Source organism: Microbulbifer maximicatervae (SeqCode), assembly GCF_052467325.1.
Window position 1 is genome coordinate 1,824,442 of sequence record NZ_CP174310.1, and the last position, 18,538, is coordinate 1,842,979.

Here is an 18,538-nt window from a genome sequence, read left to right on the forward strand (position 1 = left end):
AATTTAAGGAAGTCGCAATGAAGTCCCCGAAAATACTATTTGCCGCACTGGCTCTTGCAGGTGTTGGCAGCTTAGCCACCAGCGTCACTCACGCAGCTGAAGCGAAGTCACTGCAAACAGTCACTGAATTCAGCGAATCCCGCGCTGCCGGTGTCACTGTCACCCCCAATGGCCGGGTACTGGTCAGCATGCACCCACTAGATGCGCCAAAACTAAAAGTACTCGAGGTAATGGCCAACGGCTCCAAGCAACCCTTTCCCAATCGAGATTGGGCGGATGGGCCTGAACAAGGTGAAGTGGGTTTTGGATCAGTAATTGGCATTCACTCTGACAGCAAAGGCATCGTCTGGATCTTGGATATGGGCGGTGAAAATACACCCGTCCAACTTGTCGCTTGGGACAGCGTCAATAATAAACTGCACCAACAGATTGAAATCTCCAAGTCCGCATTAGTGGAAAATTCATTTCCGCAGGATTTTGCCCTAGATGAAAAGCGCCAAAAAGTCTACATCGCCGATATGTCCTTCGGTAATTTTAACGGCGCGACCAAACCGGCAATTATTGTCGTCAACCTGAAAACCGGACGCTCTCGGCGCGTACTGGAAAGCGCTAATGAATTTATGCCGCCAAAGCAGGATCTCATCATCGGCGGAGTTTTGCTAGCGGCTAAAACTGAAGGTGATACGAATAAAAGCCTGCACTTTGGTCTCAACCCCATTGCCCTGGACGACAAGGCTGAATGGCTCTACTTTGGCAGCCTCAGCGGCGACAAAATCTTCCGCCTTCCTGCGGCACAGTTGGCGGACGCCGATATTTCCGAGAGCAAATTAACCGCACAAATTGAAGAATTTGGCCCCAAAAACCCCAGTGATGGCATTGCAATGGCACCGGAAGGTGGCGTTCTGGTTACCGACCTGCAGAATAACGCCATTGGACTGACCACCCAGGGCAATTACCAAACCCTGTTACAGGACAAACAACTCTCTTGGCCTGACAGCCTCGCTATTAGCAATGGCTGGGTATATATCACCCAGGATCAGCTTCACCAGCATCCTGCTTTCAGTTCTGGCCTTGGTAATGCCAAGCCACCCTACAAGCTGATGCGCTTCCGCTACACTCCATAAACTCCCTCTCACCGCCAGGAGATAGTTGCCCTGGCGGTTTTTTATTAACGTCGAAATAAATTCACCAGTAAACTCAATACCAAACTAACGATAATCATCGACACAATTGGAAAGTAAAAACGGGTGCGCCCCGACTCCACGCGAATATCTCCCGGCAAGCGCCCAAACCAGCTGAATAACCCTGGGGAAAAGTGCAATAGCACCCCAACCAGCACTAAAATTATTCCTGCGATAATCAACCAGCGGGACATCTATTCACCTCCCTACAGAGTGATTTAACGCCCTGACAATTACCCTGGCGCACTGCCTGGACATTCCCCAGTGACTACTCTATCTATGCCCAATCCCGAGACAAATCGATAGAGGCCATGTGGTGAAATACCTCCTTAGTGTAGTTGTCACAATCTGCATCTTTTTTAGCACTGCTGCCAATAGCCAGGGTAATCCTTTGATTTCCCGGGGCACTATCCCGCTCGCCGAAGAGGTTACCCTTACTTCAATCGCCGGCCCACTTGAATACCCTTGGGGTATAACCAGCCTGCCCGATGGAAGTTTTCTTATCACCCAGCGCAGCGGACAACTCAGAATTGTAAAAGATGGAAAATTATTGGCGGACCCTATCAAGTTTCCAGCAGAAATCTTGTTTCTTGGCCAAGGAGGCCTACTAGATATCGCTGTGAGCCCCACCTTCCCTCAAGACCAGATGCTCTACTTCAGTTATGCCATTGGCAATATGGACAACAACCGACTTGCCATTGGTCGGGCTAAGTGGAATAACGGCAAGTTGGAAAATTTTGAAGAGATATTCAAGTCCGCGCAGGGTAAAAATAACGGCGCACACTTCGGTTCCCGGCTCGCCTTCCTACCTGATAAAACGTTACTGGCTACCGTTGGCGATGGCGGTAATCCCCCGCAAGAATTCCTCGATATTTTTGCCAGGGAACAGGCCCAAAACCTACAAACCCACTTCGGCTCTATTATTCGTATAAATGGGGACGGTTCCATTCCCGACGACAACCCTTTCAAAAACCAAGCAGATGCCCTGCCGCAAATCTGGAGCTTTGGCCACCGCAACCCTCAAGGATTGGTGATCGATCAACAAAGTGGGGAGATCTGGTCCTCCGAACACGGCCCCGCTGGAGGCGATGAATTGAACCGCCTCAAAGCTGGTAGTAACTATGGCTGGCCAAGGGTCACTTTTGGTCGGGACTACCGGGATGGCTCCAATATAGCCTTCAAAATCGAGGATGCAGAATTTACCTCGCCCGCACTGGCCTGGCTCGATACCCACGCCCCTGGAGGACTGGCATTCTATACCGGCAATACCTTCCCCGAATGGAGAGGAAGACTGATTTCCGCCGGATTAGTTAGTGAAGATTTACGGGTCATTCAGATAAAAGATGATGTCGCTATTGACGAGCTAAGGATACCTATTGGGGACCGTGTACGCGATGTCGAAATAGACCATGATGGCGGTCTTTATATACTCACGGATGGACCCAAGGGCCATTTAATACGTATAGACCCAGTAAAACAATAATCTAAATTTAAATATCCATAGTCACTTGGGACGAAATTAAAAATTCGCCCCTTGAGGCAAGTTCTCTATGCACGTTTTACTCCCTTAACCTCAACCTGCGAATATAAAAGATAATTGAAGGATTAGGCAAAAATCATATTTGAGGACAATTGGTAAAACTTCATTTCTTTTGACTCACCATATCTAATGCATACCTGTATGAATCCTTCACATCATCCCTTAAAGAATTGATCCCGATACTAGTAATTATTTCCTTATAATGAGTATCTGATGGATTCTGCAACCATTTCATCATAATATTATTTTTCAGCATCATATTACTCAGCCGTTCATCTCGCAATGAGTCAAATTTCCCCTGAAGAAAATGAATCCCCTGTAGTTCTACAGTATTCCTTACAATCTGCTTTGAAATATTACTGACATCCGGCTGGGTGGCATCTTCAACTTTCTCACTCATTGCTATCTCCTTGCTGCTTGTCTTTGACTTCCAATTCAAAACCTGTTTTTGATATATCCGAGAACGATTTAGTCAAGGCATCATTAACTTCACGGCATATATCCATAATTGACTGCTGCAACTCTTGCCCCAGATCGGTATCTGTGCCCTGGCTCGTAATGAGCCTATCAAGTTGCTCCTCAAAATCTTCCGGCAAGTAACTGTTAAAATCAGGCTCATTATCAGACATACATAGAATCCTCTATCCCATAAGCTTTGATAACAACAACATCAAAAAACTCTGAACTACTGCCACAATCAATTGAATATGAGCAACAATAATAATCAGCAGAAAGAACAAGTTTAGTGGCTGCATCAACCATTTTTGAAAAGCTTTACCGGCAATAGTGGAGGTTTGCAGAGCGGTATCCCGTAAATGATCAGCCGCTGATTGAACCAAAAAAGAGGAAGACATTTTCTTCCCTTCTTTTGCAGCCCCCCCTTCATCATCCATTGATCTTAAAGATCGACAATTTTATTCAGTTGCTTTGTCATCAATAGCATTCGCTGATTTCGTGCATTCACTTGATCTTGTAAAGTAGTCTCTACCGCACTATTGATAGAACGCTGGAGGTAAGCACTTGACATGACATCAATAAGCCTTCCCTTTTCTCCGGAAAGCTCACGAATAGTTAATGTATCTTCCGACTTCGCCATAGATTAACCCTCATAATCAATTAAATAAGTTGATTTACTGTACGTACACTTACCGCAGACATCTGCAATATAGAATTTGCTGTAGCCTGCATTTGTGTCGCACCAGTATGAGTAAACTCTCGAACTTGCAATTTTGACAACGCCGACAAATCTCTCAAACTATCCAGATGAAGACTCAACGCCGCAGAGGTCGCCATCTGGTCCACTACTTTCCCTGACAGCCGGTCTCGAAATGTATCGCTCATAGCATGCTCCTTGCATAAAAGGGACAGTGATGGATTCACTGCCCCCCCTTTAAGGCTTGCCAGCCTTATTTACCACCATCCATAATATAGTTAACTGCTTTTGCACCAGCCGCCGCCATTTGTGTCATTGCATTGGAGGTGGCTTGCATCTGAGTAGCACCCGTATGGGTAAACTCTCGAACCTGTAGCTTGGAAAGGGCAGATAAATCACGTAAGCCATCCAAGTTCAGACTTTGTGACGAAGAACTAGTCGTCTGGTCAGATACTTTTGGATCTACACGATCACGGTAAGGTGAAGGCTGAATGCCATCCTCTGTTTTAGTTTCATCAGACATAATTTTTTTCCTATCAAAGTTAATTACAAGCCCAGTTATTGGGCTCTAGCACTGTATTTGAATCAGTATTTACTGATAATCAGGAAGCTTTTCCCTGTTAGTAATCAGTTGACAGGGAAGAAGACTTACGCTCTTTACTTTTAACGCTACCGCCTAATACAGAATTTACTGCCGTAGCACCCGCCGCAGCCATTTGTGTCATAGCATTAGATGTGGCTTGCATTTGAGTAGAACTCGTATGAGTAAACTCACGAACTTGCAACTTAGATAGTGCAGATAAATCACGTAAGCCATCAAGATTTAAGCTTTGCGCAGTACTTCCAGTAGTTTGATCAGAAACTTTTGGATCTAGCCGATCACGGTAAGGCGCCGGATCAATCCCTTCCAACTTATTATCACTTTCATCAGCCATGTCATTTCCTTTTTAAAGACTTGTATGTTTGCAGCAATCACAGACTATTCGTCATCGAAGATTCAGTTAATTAGGAAATAGTTCCCGATTTATATAAAGAGTGATATTGACAAATATTCTCAGTCATCAATAACTGAGGAATAAACCATGATCCATACAAATAGATTGTGGATGTTATTACCTACTATGTTAATCTTGATTAGCGTTTCTATATCTATCAGTATTCCATCTAAAAAACGTTTGGATGTCATCCAAGAGTCAGGCATTCTGACCGTAGCTACGCGCATGAATGGCGTGGGGTGTTACCTTCACCAAGACCAACCTGCTGGATTAGAGTGTGACCTATTACAAGCTTACGCAAACGTTTTAGGCCTGAAAATAGATTTTCAAAAGGCGGCCTCAATAAATGAAGTCCTGACTATGGTTAGGAATGGAAAGGTAGATATAGCAGCATCAGATCTGACTCATACTAGCAGTAGAGAAAAAAACCTGGTATTTAGTAGCACACTTTTTGAAACACGGGAAGTAATTGTACAAAGAACAAAACCTGCACTAATTAACTTTGAAGAACTCAGAGGAAAAGTATTAACCATACATACCGACAGCGCTTACCTGGAGGAAATTACGACATTTGCAAAGTCAAAAAATATTCCTTTACGATTCCCTACTAATCCTGACAATAGTTTAGCAATAACCATAACTCCCGCATCCTCAAAGATATCAGTACTTGAATTAATAGACGCTGTAAGCACAGGAGAGATAGATTTTACAATCGCCGATGAACATATCGTCAATGGAAGTAATGGATACAATCAAAATTTGGATACATCATTTGTATTTGGAGTAAATCGGCGTATTGCGTTTGCATTAGATAAGAATAGCGATAGCTCACTACTTAACTCCTTAAACAATTGGCTAGAAGGCGATGAAGCTCAGTCCATAATTAAATCTCACCTCACCCGATTAAGATTTCGAAAAGAAAGCGGACGAGATTTATATGTGCCTCCCAAAGGTTCCTTAAGCCCATGGGACAATCTATTTAAACGTTTCGAAACTGAACCATTTGATTGGGTGTGGCTTGCCGCTCAAAGCTCAGCAGAATCAAACTTCAAATCAGATGCAGTATCTCGCGCTGGAGCACAGGGACTAATGCAATTAATGCCTGAAACAGCTAAAGAGATGGGGGTAATTGATAGTTTTAACCCAGCACAAAATATTAAGGGTGGAGTTAAATACACCGTAAAACAGTACGAGCGATGGAGACATTTACCTGTACAAGACGCAATGGCTTTTACATTTGCATCTTATAATGCAGGCGCTGGACACGTGCTAGATGCCCAGCGACTAGCTAAACAAGCAGGAGAAAACCCTAACCAATGGTTCTCAACCAATAGAAGTAAAGGTGTTGAAGACTATATCGTATTACTCCAAAAAGCGGACTTCTACAATAATCCAATAGTTCGATATGGCTATTGCCGTGGTGCAGAAACCCGTCTATATGTTCGCAAGATATTCACTCAAGAAAAGAAATACAGAACCCGACTTAGAAGTATAAATACAAGCAAAAAATCACCTCAAAACGCCGAACAATCGCTATTAGTCACACACTGACGCTCACAACCCCAAATGGAAAGAAGCCCTATGAAAAGGCCAAGTTTTTTACAGTTTTACTTCAGTTTTGAGGGGAACGTAACCCGGAAGCAGTTTTGGCTATTTTTTATACTCCCAGTAGTCTATATACAATTGACCTTAGGTCTCGTTTTGGAGTTCGGTGGTTTTAACTATAGCAATTACAGTTGGAGGGCTGCTGAAATAGTGTTCGCAGCTATCTTTATTCCGCTTCAAACATCTATAGCCTGGGCCACGTTTACAGTATGCAGTAAACGCCTTCAGCGCTCAGGACTCCCACGCCGCATGCTGCTAGTCGCACTTCCGGGAATTGGGGCAATATGGGTTCTTGCAGAATTGCTTCTCGCTCCTGACGAAATCAACCCACCAAAATACAAATAGATCACTAAACCACAAGGAATTTTCCACTATCAAATCGATACAAATAATCTAAGCTATCGAGCATCTCATGAAAGTAGAAATTCACACGGGAAACTAATTAGCCAATATATATTTCACATTAAGAAATACAAACACACTACAACCAAGCCCGTAAGAAAACTTCCGACTACCCCCTCTCAAAGGAATCACGACAATCTTTCACAGAAAATACGACAAGGAGGACACCAGCAACACAAGAATAAAAGTTAAACACAAAAAATAGAACCATCTTTAAAGTGGAGATATAAAACCCTACAATTACTACAGAACTAAAAAGTGCTATCAACTTGAAAAAATACGCTAATCCATACTCTTACGCCTCACCTTTTTATCTTCCAGTGCAAAGTTTATCGGCGTTTAAACTATATAGATAGCTTTGAGAATAAATACTTCCGCTCTGATCTTATTGTTAATCACTATGGATTTTCCAACTTAAGAACACTTTGGATACAAGATCAGCTTAGGCTGGCAACTTTATGACTAAAGGAGTTTAAATAAAATATCAGGCATTACCATGTATTCCCCCGCTTAAAAAGGTGCCAATCTCACACTCCAGTTTATCATTAATTATGCACCCATCTTAAATTCCGTAGAATATAACCTAATGACTCTAGCTCTACAGCGCAACAAAATCTGTTGCTGCAGCTAATTACCCCTAGGACCATGAGGTAAGCATTCAGTAGCACTACAATGGCGAGAGCCTTTACCTAACAATGCAATCACCAATATTACCATGTATTAATTCAGCGCAACTGGACAAATCACCAACCTTACCAAGAGTTACCCGGAAAACTATTAACTTGCAAACCTCTTTTTTGAAATTTAAAATCCAGCGGCCTTAGAAATACATATCCCCGCCTCCCCCTTTAGAAAAAGGGGCTTGCTAACACATCTTCTTAGAAAAATTAATACATCAATAATGACTTTAACACCGATAAAAACGGCCAGTTTCAGTGCTCATTCGGTACAATCCCGAGAAACTAATACTGCCAAAAGGTGTATAGGGAAAAATTCCTTTTTATTTACAAACTTCACAAGTATGCATCTCAATACACAGGGAAACGTTTCACTCTACGCCACAAGATATAGTTAATCGTACCCTCGTTAATAGCTTTATCTGACAAGGACGACGGTATGAAGCAAGAGAACCATAACCGCTTGCACAATGCGGAGATTGATCACAAGAAGTTACCAGATCTGATGCAAGAACTTATCGAACTGATTGGCTATGCAGATATGTTCATTCTTATTTCCACATTTGGGGGGCAAGATGTCTATATCCCCAAATACCCAACAAGAAGCAAACTTATTGACATATTGCCAATCAAGTCACTACAGATCCTTAGCGTCGCCTATGGTGGTACTTATCTTACCTTACCAACTTCAAGGCAGATCGACATCCAAGAGCGTAATCGTGAGATTTTACATGCACTGCAAGGAGGGGAGTCCAGGTCAACCGTAGCCAAAAGATTTGGCCTGGGAATAAGACAAGTGGCAAACATAAAAGCAAGTGGGAAACCTCCAAGTACTCACTAAAGCATTACTATATAAAAATATTGTCACAAGTATTAATGCATGCTTAACACGAGAGAGGAACGCCACTTTAGTATCTGGCGGCGCTTCCTAAGCAGCTAGCTCATACTATTTGCCTGGAGAAAGCTGTGTCACTTTCCCTCAAAACCAATAATTCATATTTGTTTCGATCAGGAATTTATATTTACACCCGACAAGTACAAACACGAAACTCCAGCTTAATTATGAAAAGAAAATAAAATTACATACATATAGAAATAATTTGGAAGGCAAACTAATCAAAGTTATTCAATTTTTTAACTACCTCAAACCACCACAACTATTTCTTCCCTGCCTCTACCCAGCTTAATCTAGTTATTCTCGCTCGATATTCTTGCAAATACATTCATCCTGAACACCTCTTCCCATTGGTCGCTCAGTCACCATAGAATGGCAGGTAGGAAAATAACAGGACACCCCATTATGCGGATTGCCCAGATTCTGGTTTCACTACTTCTTACCGTCAACTCTAGTAGTTCTACGGCTACAACACTTATCCATAACATTTCCGGCTACCATACTACGGATAGCGATCTTATCCAGTTTAACGCTATAGCCTTCGAGCAAGGTAAGGTATTAGAAACCGGCGAAATAGCTGAGCTATATAATAAGTACCCCAGTGCAAAAAAAATAGATGCCCAAGGCAAGACACTATTACCTGGCTTAATTGATGCCCATGGACATATGTTGGGCCTTGGGCAGCTCACTGGAGAATTAGATTTACGAGATCACTCTCTCGCGGAGTCATTGTCAGCAATTAAACAGTACTCAAAAAACCTGGGACCCAATGAGTGGCTGGCGGGCCGCGGCTGGAATCAGGTTACCTGGCCCGACAAATCTTTTCCAACCCGCAGGCATCTCGATGAATTGCAAATAGACCAGCCAATCTGGTTACGCAGGGTCGATGGACACGCAGGCTGGGCTAATAGCAAAGCTTTAGAGCTAGCAGGGATTGACAAGGATACCCAATCGCCAGAGGGAGGCGAGATTTTGCGGGATAAGGACGGCAAACCGATAGGCATATTGATCGATAACGCCATGAGCCTGATGCATAAGGCGATACCCGCACCCACTTTGGCCCAACAAAAAAGTAGCTTACAAAAAGCTTTTTCCACCGCTCTCTCTCTGGGGTTGACCAGTGTCCATGATGCTGGCATCAATGAGCAGACCCTCCACGCCTATCAGGAATTAGCCGAAAGGAAGGCCATTCCTTTACGTATTTACCCTATGCTTTCAGTAGAGAGCCACAACTATGCTCAATTACTGCGGGCGGGACATATTGGCGAGCCATCAGACCGCCTGTATCTGCGCAGCATCAAACTTTCCGCCGATGGCGCACTTGGCAGCCGAGGCGCAGCCCTGCTGGAGCCCTACCACGACCGCCCTCAGGAAAAGGGGCTGCTGCTCTACCCGGAAGACAAAATGTTGACTTTGCTCAAGCTAGCTACCGACAATAACTTCCAGGTTAACGTACATGCGATCGGCGACAGGGCTAACCATATCGTACTGAACCATTTGGAAACCCTAAACAAGGCAGAGAGCCAGGCTAGCCATCGTCATCGAGTGGAGCACGCCCAGGTTATTGAGGTGGAAGATATTCCGCGCTTCGCCCGGCTCAACCTGATTGCGTCTATGCAACCCACTCACGCTACCAGCGATAAGAATATGGCCAGCGACCGCCTGGGGAATGAACGCCTGATCGGCGCCTACGCCTGGCAGACACTACTGGAACAAGGCACCCCTATAGCCGCAGGCTCCGACTTCCCTGTAGAACCCGCGAACCCCCTTTTTGGATTACACGCCGCCGTTACTCGTCGCGATCGCCAGGGTAACCCCAGTAAAGGATGGCGCGTAGAAGAAACCATGACTCTGGAACAAGCTCTGCGCGCTTTTACACTGGATGCAGCCTATGCCAGCCATCAGGAAACAGTCATCGGCAACCTTGAAGCCGGAAAATTCGCCGATTTTATTTTGCTGGACAAGGATATTTTTACCATAGATCCTCAAGAGATCTGGAAAGTACAGGTTCTAGAGACCTGGATTGAGGGAGAACAAGTTTACCGTAAATCCCTATAGCCAGATACTGAGCATCAATTTCCTCAGAATCTCAAGCCTATGGATACTGCCGAAAGGCAGTATCCCATATAAACGCCAACTACCCTCACTATTTCGTGAATAGACTTGTATTACAGTATTTCTATACTATTTTTTGTGCATACTAGATAAATTTATGAATAAAGCGCACAAGGGCTAATGTCACTAGTAGAAACAGTATCGAGCGCGCTATGAAATACATCCAAATACCCGTAAGTGATGCTCCCTTATATCTTTTGCTTGAAGCAGACCCCTCTAAAAAGAAAATAGACACTTATTTACCCGAGTCATGGTGCTTCGCAGCAATTGATGCAGGTACCGTGGAAGGTATTTGCGTAGTAAAAGAAATCGACACAGCAATCGCTGAGATTTTTAATATTTCAGTGTCCCCTGAAATGCGACAGCAAGGGATTGGCTCAAAACTTTTAAAGTTCTCTCTTTCAGAGCTCAGCTCCAAAGGGATTCACAGGGTAGAGCTGGGAACCGGTACTTTTGGCTATCAGTTAACTTTTTATCAGCGCCATGGATTCAGGGTAGAATCTGTCAACAAAGATTATTTTTTACACAATTATGATCAGCCCATTGTCGAAGACGGGGTTCAACACAAAGATATGTTGCGACTTTCACTAGATATTACAACTAGGCGCCAATAAAACTGTCAACACTCAGTCCCTACCCAGAATGGCAGACTCGCACCTTTTAATCATCGCTCAAGTATCACTCAGCGCGCCAAGCTCAAAGTCATCGAAAAGCTAATCGACTCTAAGTGGCAAAAATCCTTTCGACTAATCTAACTTGACCAACCAAATATCAACAATTAATCATCCACCTTAAATACTGTATATAAAAACAGTAAAATAATATAACAAAACCTAGGGAACTACTATGTCAGTAAAGCATGAATGGCGAAGAAAAATCTCTCTACATCCCTAAAACTCAACCTGAAGTTATTGAGGCCCCAAAACTCAATTACATCACTATTCATGGGGAAGGAAGCCCCGCCGAAGAGGCGTTTACGAGCCGTATCGGCGCCCTATATTCCTTGGCTTATGCCATCAAAATGCTTCCCAAAAAAAATGGATGAGAAGCCGAGTGGATACTTTGATTTCACAGTTTACCCATTAGAGGGAGTTTGGGATATCAATAATAAAGCTAAGGAGAGTTATTCTGGGGAGATCAAGAAGGAGGATTTCGTCTATAAGCTGATGATACGTCAACCTGATTTTGTCAAACTACCTTTATTCAAGGAAATACTTAACTACGTTAAAAACAAAAAAACAAATCCACTGCTGAATCAAGTTAACTTTGAAACTATTTCAGAGGAAAAGTGTGTACAAATGCTCCATTTAGGGAGATTTGAAGATGAGCCAATTAGCTTTGAGAAAATGGAAGCCTTTACTAAAGATCAGGGCTTAAATCGCCTATCCAAGGTACACAAGGAAATTTCTCTTTCTGATACCAGGAAGGTTGTACCGGAAAAATTGAAAACAGTGTTGAGATTTCGGGTTGGCTAAACAATGGCTTATTTTCAGCCCACAGTTAACCTTTGTCATCAGATCCTGCCTGTATCCCAAAGCTTATTTTAGTACCAGCTACGCACTAACTCTTATAAAGAAATCCTTCAAATCTGAAAGCCATTAATAAAGTTAAACATCGGGAATATATTCAAAATAATTATGTTTCCAGCTAAATTAATTAGCGACTGTGGCGAAACAAGCAAAAAAACTTCACAGAGGGTGAAATAAGAAACCAGCTGAAACACTCACAGACAAAGTTAAATCAAAAAAAAACCGCATCGAATGATGCGGCTTTTTCGTCACGGGGACTATTGCTAATTAGTCCTTAACAGCTACCGTGCTCGCTTTCTTTTCAGGGATCGGGAAGCCTCGATCGCGCATTAACGCTTCGATATTGGCATCGCGACCACGGAAAGAGCGATAGGCATCTGCCGGGTCCAGGGCGTTGCGAGGGGCGAATAAGTATTTCACCAGTCTCGCCGCTACGTCCTTATCGTAGAAGCCGCCATTGGACTCGGCGAATGCCTCAGAAGCATCCGAAGTCAGTACGTCAGCCCACATGTAGCCGTAATAGCTAGCTGCGTAGCCTTCACCGGAGAAGATATGGCCAAAGTGAGGGGAGCGGTGACGCATAACCAGTTCATCCGGCATACCCAGCTTTTTCAGGGTTTCACGCTCAAATTTGTCTGGATCAATACCTTCAGGATCAGCGGTGTGGAACTTCATATCCACCAGTGCAGATGCCAGGTACTCCGTAGTGGCAAATCCTGAGTTGAACTTGGCTGCTTTCTTGATCTTTTTCACTAAGTCTGCCGGAATTGGCTCACCGGTCTTATAGTGCACCAAATAGTTATCGATAACTGCATCGGTAGACAACCAACGCTCCAGCAACTGGGACTGGAACTCGGTGTAGTCACGCACACCACTGTTCAGGGTCGGGTAGGTTACATTGGAGGCGAGGAAGTGCAGCGCATGGCCAAACTCATGGAAGAAGGTCTCAGCGTCATCCCAGCTTACTAATACAGGCTCACCCGGAGCCCCCTTGATAAAGTTGGAGTTATTGGAAGAAAGAACATTCTTCTTGCCATCAAAAGTTGAGTGGTCGCGGTACATGGTTGCCCAGGCCCCAGAGCGCTTACCTGAACGGGCAAATGGGTCCAGGTACCAGAGGCCGATATGGTCACCACTGGTCTTGTCGGTAACTTCCCAGACCTTAACGTCTTCATGGAATACCGGCACCGTGCCTTCCTTCACTGGAGTGAACTCAAAGTTGAATAGCTCGCCAGCTACATAGAACATAGCTTCACGCAGGTTATCGAGCTGCAGGTACTGCTTCACTTCATCAGAGTTCAGGTCGTATTTGGCCTTGCGAACTTTTTCCGCGTAGTAGCGATAATCCCATGGCTCAATAGTGATATTGGCTTTCTCGGCATCAGCCACAGCCTGCATATCAGCCACTTCTTCTTTTACGCGAGCCACTGCAGCTGGCCATACCGCTTCCATTAAGTCCATGGCACGCTCTGGCGATTTGGCCATACGGTCACGCAAGCGCCACTGGGCGTAATTGTCGAAGCCTTGCAGGCCAACGCGCTCATCGCGCAGCTTCAGGATTTCAGCGATGATAGCGTTGTTATCGTGCTCATCACCGTTGTCACCCCGGCTGTAGTAGTTGGTCCAAACCTGCTTACGTAGCTCGCGATTGTCTGAGTAAGTCAGGAAGGGGTCCATGGAAGAGCGAGTATTGGTAATAGCATACTTACCTTTTTCTCCCTTCTCTTCCGCCAGCGCAGCCGCTGCGGCAACAAAGGAATCCGGGAGACCGCCCAACTGGTCTTTGGTCAGGAAGATATCGTAGCCTTCCTCATCTGCGAGAACGTTATTGGAGAACTTCGTGTAAAGCTCTGCCAGGCGCTTATTGATCTCTGCATAGCGCTCTTTCTTTTCCCCTTCCAGGGTAGCGCCGTTCGTTGCGAACTGGGTATATACCAGCTCAACAACACGTTTTTGCTCCGCGTCCAAATCCATAGACTCACGCTGGTCATAGATAGATTTGATACGCTTAAAGAGAGCCTTGTTTTGGTAAATCTTGGACTCAAAATCAGCCCAAAGAGGTGCCAATTCGCGTTGGACATTGCGGAATTCAGGGGAAGACATGTTCCCAGCCCAAATTCCGTAGTAAGAAGATGCGCGGCCCAACTCAGCTCCACTGCGCTCCATCGGCACAAAGGTATTGGCAAAGGTCGGTTCAGCAGGGTCTGCCGCAATGGCGTCCAGCTCTGCCAGGTTCATCTCTATTCCCTTTTCAATCGCGGGCTTGAGATCTTCAAGATTCATCTTGTCAAACGCAGGAACACCACCAAAAGGGCCTGTCCACTCCGCCAAAAGCATATTGCTGGCGTGCTCAGGACTAACAGCCATGGACTTCTCCGCATTCACGGTATCTTTGACCACCTCAGCCTTTTGTGCCTTTTCACCACAACCGCCCACTACCGCAAGAGCTGCGGCCACGGATAGTGCGATCATTGTTTGACGCATTGGTATCTCCTCTAAGATAGAGCTTTGTAATAGTTTTAAGAGCGGGAGTTTAACCCCAGTTGGCCTATGCCCGCCAATACTACCGCCATTCTCAGCCATGACTGCGGCAAAGTGAAAGAAATACGCGATAACTTCCTAAAAATTTGACTATAGAGTCTGAGCGAAATAACTCCCCATACAGCTTCCTCTCGATTGCAACCCTGATACGGCCACAATAACAGTTTCGACCTAGAGCTTTTACCGGGTCATAGGTAATTCTTCCTATCATCAAGATGCACCTTAAGTCTCGCCCAAACAACCCCTCAACAGAGAATCGTAACAAGCGCCACATCTTTTCCATTGTGTATTTTTAAAGATTGTTATCTCGCACCTATTAGTACATAAGCATCATGGGCACATGATTGCTCAGATTGAAAACCAGGTTTTGCTCAATGCAGTAGCTGGCATTTAGATCTACCCCGATTTAAAAACCAGCACAAACATGGCCGACAGATTTAAATGAACTTAAGAAATCCTATTTCTATTTATAATTAGCAGAAACTTTTATCTTTCGAAAAATATCATTCCAATGTGAAACCCATAATTATTTAAAATAGTTTCCCTTAGCAAAAGCTATTTAACGACAACCAAATACCGCATTAAAAAATTTTTCATATACATCAGCGAACTTTACAATAACACTTGCAGTCGCAGGAATACTTTTACGCATTTTATGCGATTTTTTATAATTATTCTCATTAAAAAATACTATAGAAACTTCAAAACAATATTTATCTAACCGAGACAAATCGGGCAATATTTAAACGAAACGCAGGTGCTCTTTTTCAAGCACAAATAACAAACCCGGAAATCTGGTTTTTTTACTCTATTAAATCACTCGTTCAACTGATTAAAAGTTAAGGACAGACTCATGCAGAAGAAATCCGGTTTACCTCTAAGCGCAGCTATAGCAGTGTTGGCAATGGGTATTACCACAGGCTCACAGGCTCAGACTGTTAGCTGCGGTGATGTAATAACTACACCTACTACTCTCGACAGTGATTTAACATGCACTATTGCTGATGAATTTTCTGTCGCCATAGCAATAGAAGGGCCATCTGGTAGCTTAACAATGGGCGATTACAGCCTGACTTGCTCTACCAATGAATTTGGCACTGGTATTATTTTACTCGGGAGTGGTGCCCGACTTACCGGGGGGAGTGTAATCAGTTGCGGAGATGCCGTGACTCTTGGAGGAAACGGCAACCATTATGTCACTGGTGTCACTATCACGGACTTTGGTGATGATGCTGTTTATGTCGAAAGTGACTCCAACGTAGTTAGCAATATGCATATTGTTGGCGATGGCACAGACTCCGATGAAGGTATTGATATTCAGGGGAATAACAATCTCGTCAACAGCAATATCATTGAGTTTGCCGGTGACGAAGGTATTGAGGTTGGAGGAGATTACAACACGGTGACATCTAACGAAGTTTACTACTCTGATAATGACGGCATAGAGATTGATGGCATCTTTGCGCATGTGACGAATAACATTACCGCTTACAATGGCAGTAGTGGCATTGAAATTGATAGCGACAACGGTACTATCTCGCTAAATAATGTTTCTGATAATGAGGAAGGGGGAATCAATCTAGATCAAGGCGACAGTAATAGTATCTCCAATAATAATGTCGTTAACAATGGCACTAATGGGATATTCATCTTGGATGATGAGCCCACCAACAATACTATTTCTGGTAACGTATCACAGGGCCAAACCTACGACTTATTTGATCCACTTGACCCTGACTGTACTGACAGTAATACCTGGCAAAACAATACATTTACCACGTCTGACCCATCCTGCTTGGATTGAATTAAGCCCTGGATGAAATAAAAGGCAAAGAATTCAAAAAGTGCTAGATAGTTAACTTCCCTGTCAACCACGCTTTGAACTTGAAAGCGATTCTCTATTAAAAAGGAGAATCGCTTTTTATTGTCATACTGCATCCCCGAATTAAAACCAGCCCCCTCAAATATACACAACCCTACCACTCCAAAAGCGCCTAATTAAAAACCACCATACACCTAGAAAATACATTTTCCATTCATCACGTTAAAAGATACAGACACCTAAATTTACCCTCGCAAGCGCATCCAACTGAAACTATCTACAATTGCTAAATCTGTTAAAAGGAGTTAAACATGTTGCACCCCATTAATTACCCAAAAACTCTATACGCAACCCTAATACTTTTAGGGATCTCATTGTCATCAAATATTAGTGCCATAGAATGTGGCGACATTATTACAGAACCAGCCACACTTACAGAGGATCTAACCTGCTCAATCGACGACCCCAACAGTGCAGCCCTAACCATTCAGGGGCCCGGTGGCAGTCTTTATATGGCAGGATTCACACTGACCTGCTCGGGGCTGGATCAGTCAAATGGCATAGCTCTTACGGGTTCATCCGGTGAACTGTCCACAGGAACAATAAATGGCTGTAACGATGCGATTGTTCTTTCAGATGGAGGATTTCATACCGTATACGGTATCAACATATTTTTCCCACTAGATGACGCCATTGTCGTGAGCAGTAATAGCAATGCTGTAATTGGCAACTATACAGTGGGAGACGGGAGTGATTCAGACGATGGCATCGACATCAATGGAAATTATAATTATATTTCTCAAAATTCTATTGAGTCCTCCGGTGATGAAGGCATGGAGATATTTGGAGTTTCCAACACGATAATAGAAAACACCATAACCGGCTCGGATAGTGATGGAGTCGAGCTATACGGAAACTACAATATTTTTGTATCCAACACTATTTTGAATAATGACAGTACAGGCATTGTCATTGGGGGTAGCTCATGCACTGTTTCAAATAATACAGTAACTGGTAATGGATCATCTGGAATTTTATTGCAGAGCTTAGCGTCTAACAATGGCCTTAGCCAAAATACCAGCAGCAACAATGGTGCCTACGGGATTTATGTTGCCGGAATTGATGTTATCGGTAATAGCATAGTTTTTAACACTACAACTGGCAATGGAATATTCGACCTTTTTGATCTATTCGAAGCCGAAGACTGTAGCATTAACAATAATCTTTGGTCAGGGAACATCGCCGGGAGTACCTACCCAAACTGTCTTGATTGAATTGCTGACAAACACGAAAGGGTTATTGCTTTTAGTATTTAAGAGTAGTAGCCCTATCAGGGCATCATGGAAACTGAAATTACCTAATAAGTAGTGCGGTCAGTCAGATCAAGAAATCTATAAGACAATCGCATCCATCTCGACCTCCACCAGCCAGTCGGGATCAATAAATCCTTTTACCTCCACAAAAGTGCATGCAGGTCGAATATCCGAGAAAAATTCTCCATGCGCTCTCGCGGCTTCCTCCCAGCACCTAATATCAACCAACATTATACGCGTTCGTATCACGTCAGGCAGGTTTCCACCAGCCTCCTTCAGCGCAGTAACGGCAATATCCAGACAAAGCTTCGTCTGACCACGAACATCACCAATATAGGCCGATTTTCCATCCAATAAAGGTGCCGTGCCAGAAACGGCAATTTGATTTCCTATTCTGCAGGCCCTGGAAAAACCTATGGGTTCTTCAAGATATGAGCCAGAACTCACCAACTTTCTCATTTCAATCTACCCTGAAATCTTACGTGTAAATATGGCAATTTTATTCCCATCCAACCCCCTAAAATATGCACCGGAAAAAGAGCCTGAATCTCTATAACCCGGATTATCTTCTGACACTCCCCCGAGCTTAAGGGCTAGGGAGTAAATTTTATCAATGTTTTTCATACTTCCAACATCCAGGGCCAGCATAGTGCCACTACCAAAGCTTGCGGCCTGCCTATCGTACGGCACAGTAATTGCCAGCTTTGTCAGAGAGCCCTTAAACTCCCAAAATATTACTGAATCAGAGCGATAGACCTCTTCAGCAGGAA

Annotated in this window: 21 protein-coding genes; 10 read left to right on the plus strand and 11 right to left on the minus strand. The window is 43.9% G+C overall.

All coding sequences use genetic code 11. From position 1 onward, the window contains the following. Positions 1-17 precede the first annotated feature (17 nt). Positions 18-1,124 carry an L-dopachrome tautomerase-related protein gene (locus tag ACJJIE_RS08230; protein WP_444894260.1) on the plus strand — a complete coding sequence of 369 codons (1,107 nt, stop codon included), beginning with the start codon at positions 18-20 and terminating at the stop codon, positions 1,122-1,124. Between the two features lie 44 nt (positions 1,125-1,168). Here the strand turns inward: ACJJIE_RS08230 and ACJJIE_RS08235 are convergent, their stop codons facing one another. Next, complete coding sequence (locus tag ACJJIE_RS08235) at positions 1,169-1,375, minus strand: DUF2905 domain-containing protein (RefSeq protein ID WP_282933328.1); 207 nt, start codon at positions 1,373-1,375, stop codon at positions 1,169-1,171. Between the two features lie 122 nt (positions 1,376-1,497). Here ACJJIE_RS08235 and ACJJIE_RS08240 point away from each other — a divergent pair, with 122 nt between their 5' ends. Beyond that, positions 1,498-2,664, plus strand: coding sequence for a PQQ-dependent sugar dehydrogenase (locus ACJJIE_RS08240; RefSeq protein ID WP_444894261.1), 1,167 nt, complete (start codon positions 1,498-1,500; stop codon positions 2,662-2,664). Positions 2,665-2,824: 160 nt separating this feature from the next. Here ACJJIE_RS08240 and ACJJIE_RS08245 read toward each other — a convergent pair whose 3' ends face one another. The 7 genes from ACJJIE_RS08245 to ACJJIE_RS08275 all read right to left on the minus strand — a co-directional run bounded on the left by ACJJIE_RS08245 (position 2,825) and on the right by ACJJIE_RS08275 (position 4,809). Continuing rightward, entirely contained in the window at positions 2,825-3,121 is a 297-nt protein-coding gene (locus tag ACJJIE_RS08245) for a hypothetical protein (protein WP_282933330.1), read from the minus strand. After that, a complete protein-coding gene (locus tag ACJJIE_RS08250) occupies positions 3,114-3,350 on the minus strand; it encodes a hypothetical protein (RefSeq protein ID WP_282933331.1) in 237 nt (78 codons plus the stop codon). Before ACJJIE_RS08250 ends, ACJJIE_RS08245 begins: the two co-directional genes overlap by 8 nt. 12 nt (positions 3,351-3,362) lie before the next feature. Continuing rightward, positions 3,363-3,614: a hypothetical protein gene (locus ACJJIE_RS08255; protein WP_444894262.1), complete on the minus strand. Its 252-nt coding sequence runs from the start codon at positions 3,612-3,614 to the stop codon at positions 3,363-3,365. Between the two features lie 5 nt (positions 3,615-3,619). Further along, complete coding sequence (locus ACJJIE_RS08260) at positions 3,620-3,817, minus strand: hypothetical protein (protein WP_282933333.1); 198 nt, start codon at positions 3,815-3,817, stop codon at positions 3,620-3,622. Between the two features lie 20 nt (positions 3,818-3,837). Continuing rightward, complete coding sequence (locus ACJJIE_RS08265; protein WP_282933334.1) at positions 3,838-4,062, minus strand: hypothetical protein; 225 nt, start codon at positions 4,060-4,062, stop codon at positions 3,838-3,840. 65 nt (positions 4,063-4,127) lie between these two features. Next, positions 4,128-4,397 carry a hypothetical protein gene (locus ACJJIE_RS08270; protein WP_282933335.1) on the minus strand — a complete coding sequence of 90 codons (270 nt, stop codon included), beginning with the start codon at positions 4,395-4,397 and terminating at the stop codon, positions 4,128-4,130. A gap of 97 nt (positions 4,398-4,494) precedes the next feature. Further along, the gene (locus ACJJIE_RS08275) at positions 4,495-4,809 is read right to left on the minus strand and encodes a hypothetical protein (protein WP_282933336.1); all 315 of its coding nucleotides are present in this window, start codon (positions 4,807-4,809) and stop codon (positions 4,495-4,497) included. Positions 4,810-4,956: 147 nt separating this feature from the next. On the opposite strand from ACJJIE_RS08275, the gene ACJJIE_RS08280 reads away from it, so the two are divergent. From ACJJIE_RS08280 to ACJJIE_RS08305, 6 genes are all read left to right on the plus strand, one after another. After that, on the plus strand, positions 4,957-6,420 hold the full coding sequence (locus tag ACJJIE_RS08280; protein WP_444894263.1) for an MltF family protein: 1,464 nt from the start codon (positions 4,957-4,959) through the stop codon (positions 6,418-6,420). A gap of 30 nt (positions 6,421-6,450) precedes the next feature. After that, complete coding sequence (locus ACJJIE_RS08285; RefSeq protein ID WP_353057047.1) at positions 6,451-6,819, plus strand: DUF805 domain-containing protein; 369 nt, start codon at positions 6,451-6,453, stop codon at positions 6,817-6,819. Between the two features lie 1,173 nt (positions 6,820-7,992). Further along, a complete protein-coding gene (locus tag ACJJIE_RS08290) occupies positions 7,993-8,394 on the plus strand; it encodes a hypothetical protein (protein WP_282933338.1) in 402 nt (133 codons plus the stop codon). A 459-nt stretch (positions 8,395-8,853) separates the two neighbouring features. Next, complete coding sequence (locus tag ACJJIE_RS08295; RefSeq protein WP_444894264.1) at positions 8,854-10,506, plus strand: amidohydrolase; 1,653 nt, start codon at positions 8,854-8,856, stop codon at positions 10,504-10,506. Between the two features lie 209 nt (positions 10,507-10,715). Beyond that, positions 10,716-11,177, plus strand: a complete 462-nt coding sequence (locus ACJJIE_RS08300) for a GNAT family N-acetyltransferase (protein WP_444894265.1) — start codon at positions 10,716-10,718, stop codon at positions 11,175-11,177. Between the two features lie 249 nt (positions 11,178-11,426). Next, complete coding sequence (locus tag ACJJIE_RS08305; RefSeq protein WP_444894266.1) at positions 11,427-12,038, plus strand: hypothetical protein; 612 nt, start codon at positions 11,427-11,429, stop codon at positions 12,036-12,038. A gap of 321 nt (positions 12,039-12,359) precedes the next feature. Here ACJJIE_RS08305 and ACJJIE_RS08310 read toward each other — a convergent pair whose 3' ends face one another. Then, positions 12,360-14,576: a M3 family metallopeptidase gene (locus ACJJIE_RS08310; RefSeq protein ID WP_444894267.1), complete on the minus strand. Its 2,217-nt coding sequence runs from the start codon at positions 14,574-14,576 to the stop codon at positions 12,360-12,362. A gap of 910 nt (positions 14,577-15,486) precedes the next feature. On the opposite strand from ACJJIE_RS08310, the gene ACJJIE_RS08315 reads away from it, so the two are divergent. Next, positions 15,487-16,437, plus strand: a complete 951-nt coding sequence (locus tag ACJJIE_RS08315; RefSeq protein ID WP_444894268.1) for a right-handed parallel beta-helix repeat-containing protein — start codon at positions 15,487-15,489, stop codon at positions 16,435-16,437. 329 nt (positions 16,438-16,766) lie between these two features. Beyond that, positions 16,767-17,729, plus strand: a complete 963-nt coding sequence (locus ACJJIE_RS08320) for a right-handed parallel beta-helix repeat-containing protein (RefSeq protein ID WP_444894269.1) — start codon at positions 16,767-16,769, stop codon at positions 17,727-17,729. A gap of 117 nt (positions 17,730-17,846) precedes the next feature. Here the strand turns inward: ACJJIE_RS08320 and ACJJIE_RS08325 are convergent, their stop codons facing one another. Next, a complete protein-coding gene (locus tag ACJJIE_RS08325; protein ID WP_444894270.1) occupies positions 17,847-18,227 on the minus strand; it encodes a RidA family protein in 381 nt (126 codons plus the stop codon). Positions 18,228-18,233: 6 nt separating this feature from the next. Further along, complete coding sequence (locus tag ACJJIE_RS08330) at positions 18,234-18,392, minus strand: VOC family protein (protein ID WP_444894271.1); 159 nt, start codon at positions 18,390-18,392, stop codon at positions 18,234-18,236. Positions 18,393-18,538 lie beyond the last annotated feature (146 nt).

Bases quoted from the DNA above. Each gene is read 5' to 3' on its own strand.
- ACJJIE_RS08230 (WP_444894260.1), top strand. From the start codon at position 18: ATGAAGTCCCCGAAAATACTATTTGCCGCACTGGCTCTTGCAGGTGTT.
- ACJJIE_RS08235 (WP_282933328.1), bottom strand. From the start codon at position 1,375: ATGTCCCGCTGGTTGATTATCGCAGGAATAATTTTAGTGCTGGTTGGG.
- ACJJIE_RS08245 (WP_282933330.1), bottom strand. From the start codon at position 3,121: ATGAGTGAGAAAGTTGAAGATGCCACCCAGCCGGATGTCAGTAATATT.
- ACJJIE_RS08250 (WP_282933331.1), bottom strand. From the start codon at position 3,350: ATGTCTGATAATGAGCCTGATTTTAACAGTTACTTGCCGGAAGATTTT.
- ACJJIE_RS08255 (WP_444894262.1), bottom strand. From the start codon at position 3,614: ATGGATGATGAAGGGGGGGCTGCAAAAGAAGGGAAGAAAATGTCTTCC.
- ACJJIE_RS08260 (WP_282933333.1), bottom strand. From the start codon at position 3,817: ATGGCGAAGTCGGAAGATACATTAACTATTCGTGAGCTTTCCGGAGAA.
- ACJJIE_RS08265 (WP_282933334.1), bottom strand. From the start codon at position 4,062: ATGAGCGATACATTTCGAGACCGGCTGTCAGGGAAAGTAGTGGACCAG.
- ACJJIE_RS08270 (WP_282933335.1), bottom strand. From the start codon at position 4,397: ATGTCTGATGAAACTAAAACAGAGGATGGCATTCAGCCTTCACCTTAC.
- ACJJIE_RS08275 (WP_282933336.1), bottom strand. From the start codon at position 4,809: ATGGCTGATGAAAGTGATAATAAGTTGGAAGGGATTGATCCGGCGCCT.
- ACJJIE_RS08280 (WP_444894263.1), top strand. From the start codon at position 4,957: ATGATCCATACAAATAGATTGTGGATGTTATTACCTACTATGTTAATC.
- ACJJIE_RS08285 (WP_353057047.1), top strand. From the start codon at position 6,451: ATGAAAAGGCCAAGTTTTTTACAGTTTTACTTCAGTTTTGAGGGGAAC.
- ACJJIE_RS08290 (WP_282933338.1), top strand. From the start codon at position 7,993: ATGAAGCAAGAGAACCATAACCGCTTGCACAATGCGGAGATTGATCAC.
- ACJJIE_RS08295 (WP_444894264.1), top strand. From the start codon at position 8,854: ATGCGGATTGCCCAGATTCTGGTTTCACTACTTCTTACCGTCAACTCT.
- ACJJIE_RS08300 (WP_444894265.1), top strand. From the start codon at position 10,716: ATGAAATACATCCAAATACCCGTAAGTGATGCTCCCTTATATCTTTTG.
- ACJJIE_RS08305 (WP_444894266.1), top strand. From the start codon at position 11,427: ATGGCGAAGAAAAATCTCTCTACATCCCTAAAACTCAACCTGAAGTTA.
- ACJJIE_RS08310 (WP_444894267.1), bottom strand. From the start codon at position 14,576: ATGCGTCAAACAATGATCGCACTATCCGTGGCCGCAGCTCTTGCGGTA.
- ACJJIE_RS08315 (WP_444894268.1), top strand. From the start codon at position 15,487: ATGCAGAAGAAATCCGGTTTACCTCTAAGCGCAGCTATAGCAGTGTTG.
- ACJJIE_RS08320 (WP_444894269.1), top strand. From the start codon at position 16,767: ATGTTGCACCCCATTAATTACCCAAAAACTCTATACGCAACCCTAATA.
- ACJJIE_RS08325 (WP_444894270.1), bottom strand. From the start codon at position 18,227: ATGAGAAAGTTGGTGAGTTCTGGCTCATATCTTGAAGAACCCATAGGT.
- ACJJIE_RS08330 (WP_444894271.1), bottom strand. From the start codon at position 18,392: ATGAAAAACATTGATAAAATTTACTCCCTAGCCCTTAAGCTCGGGGGA.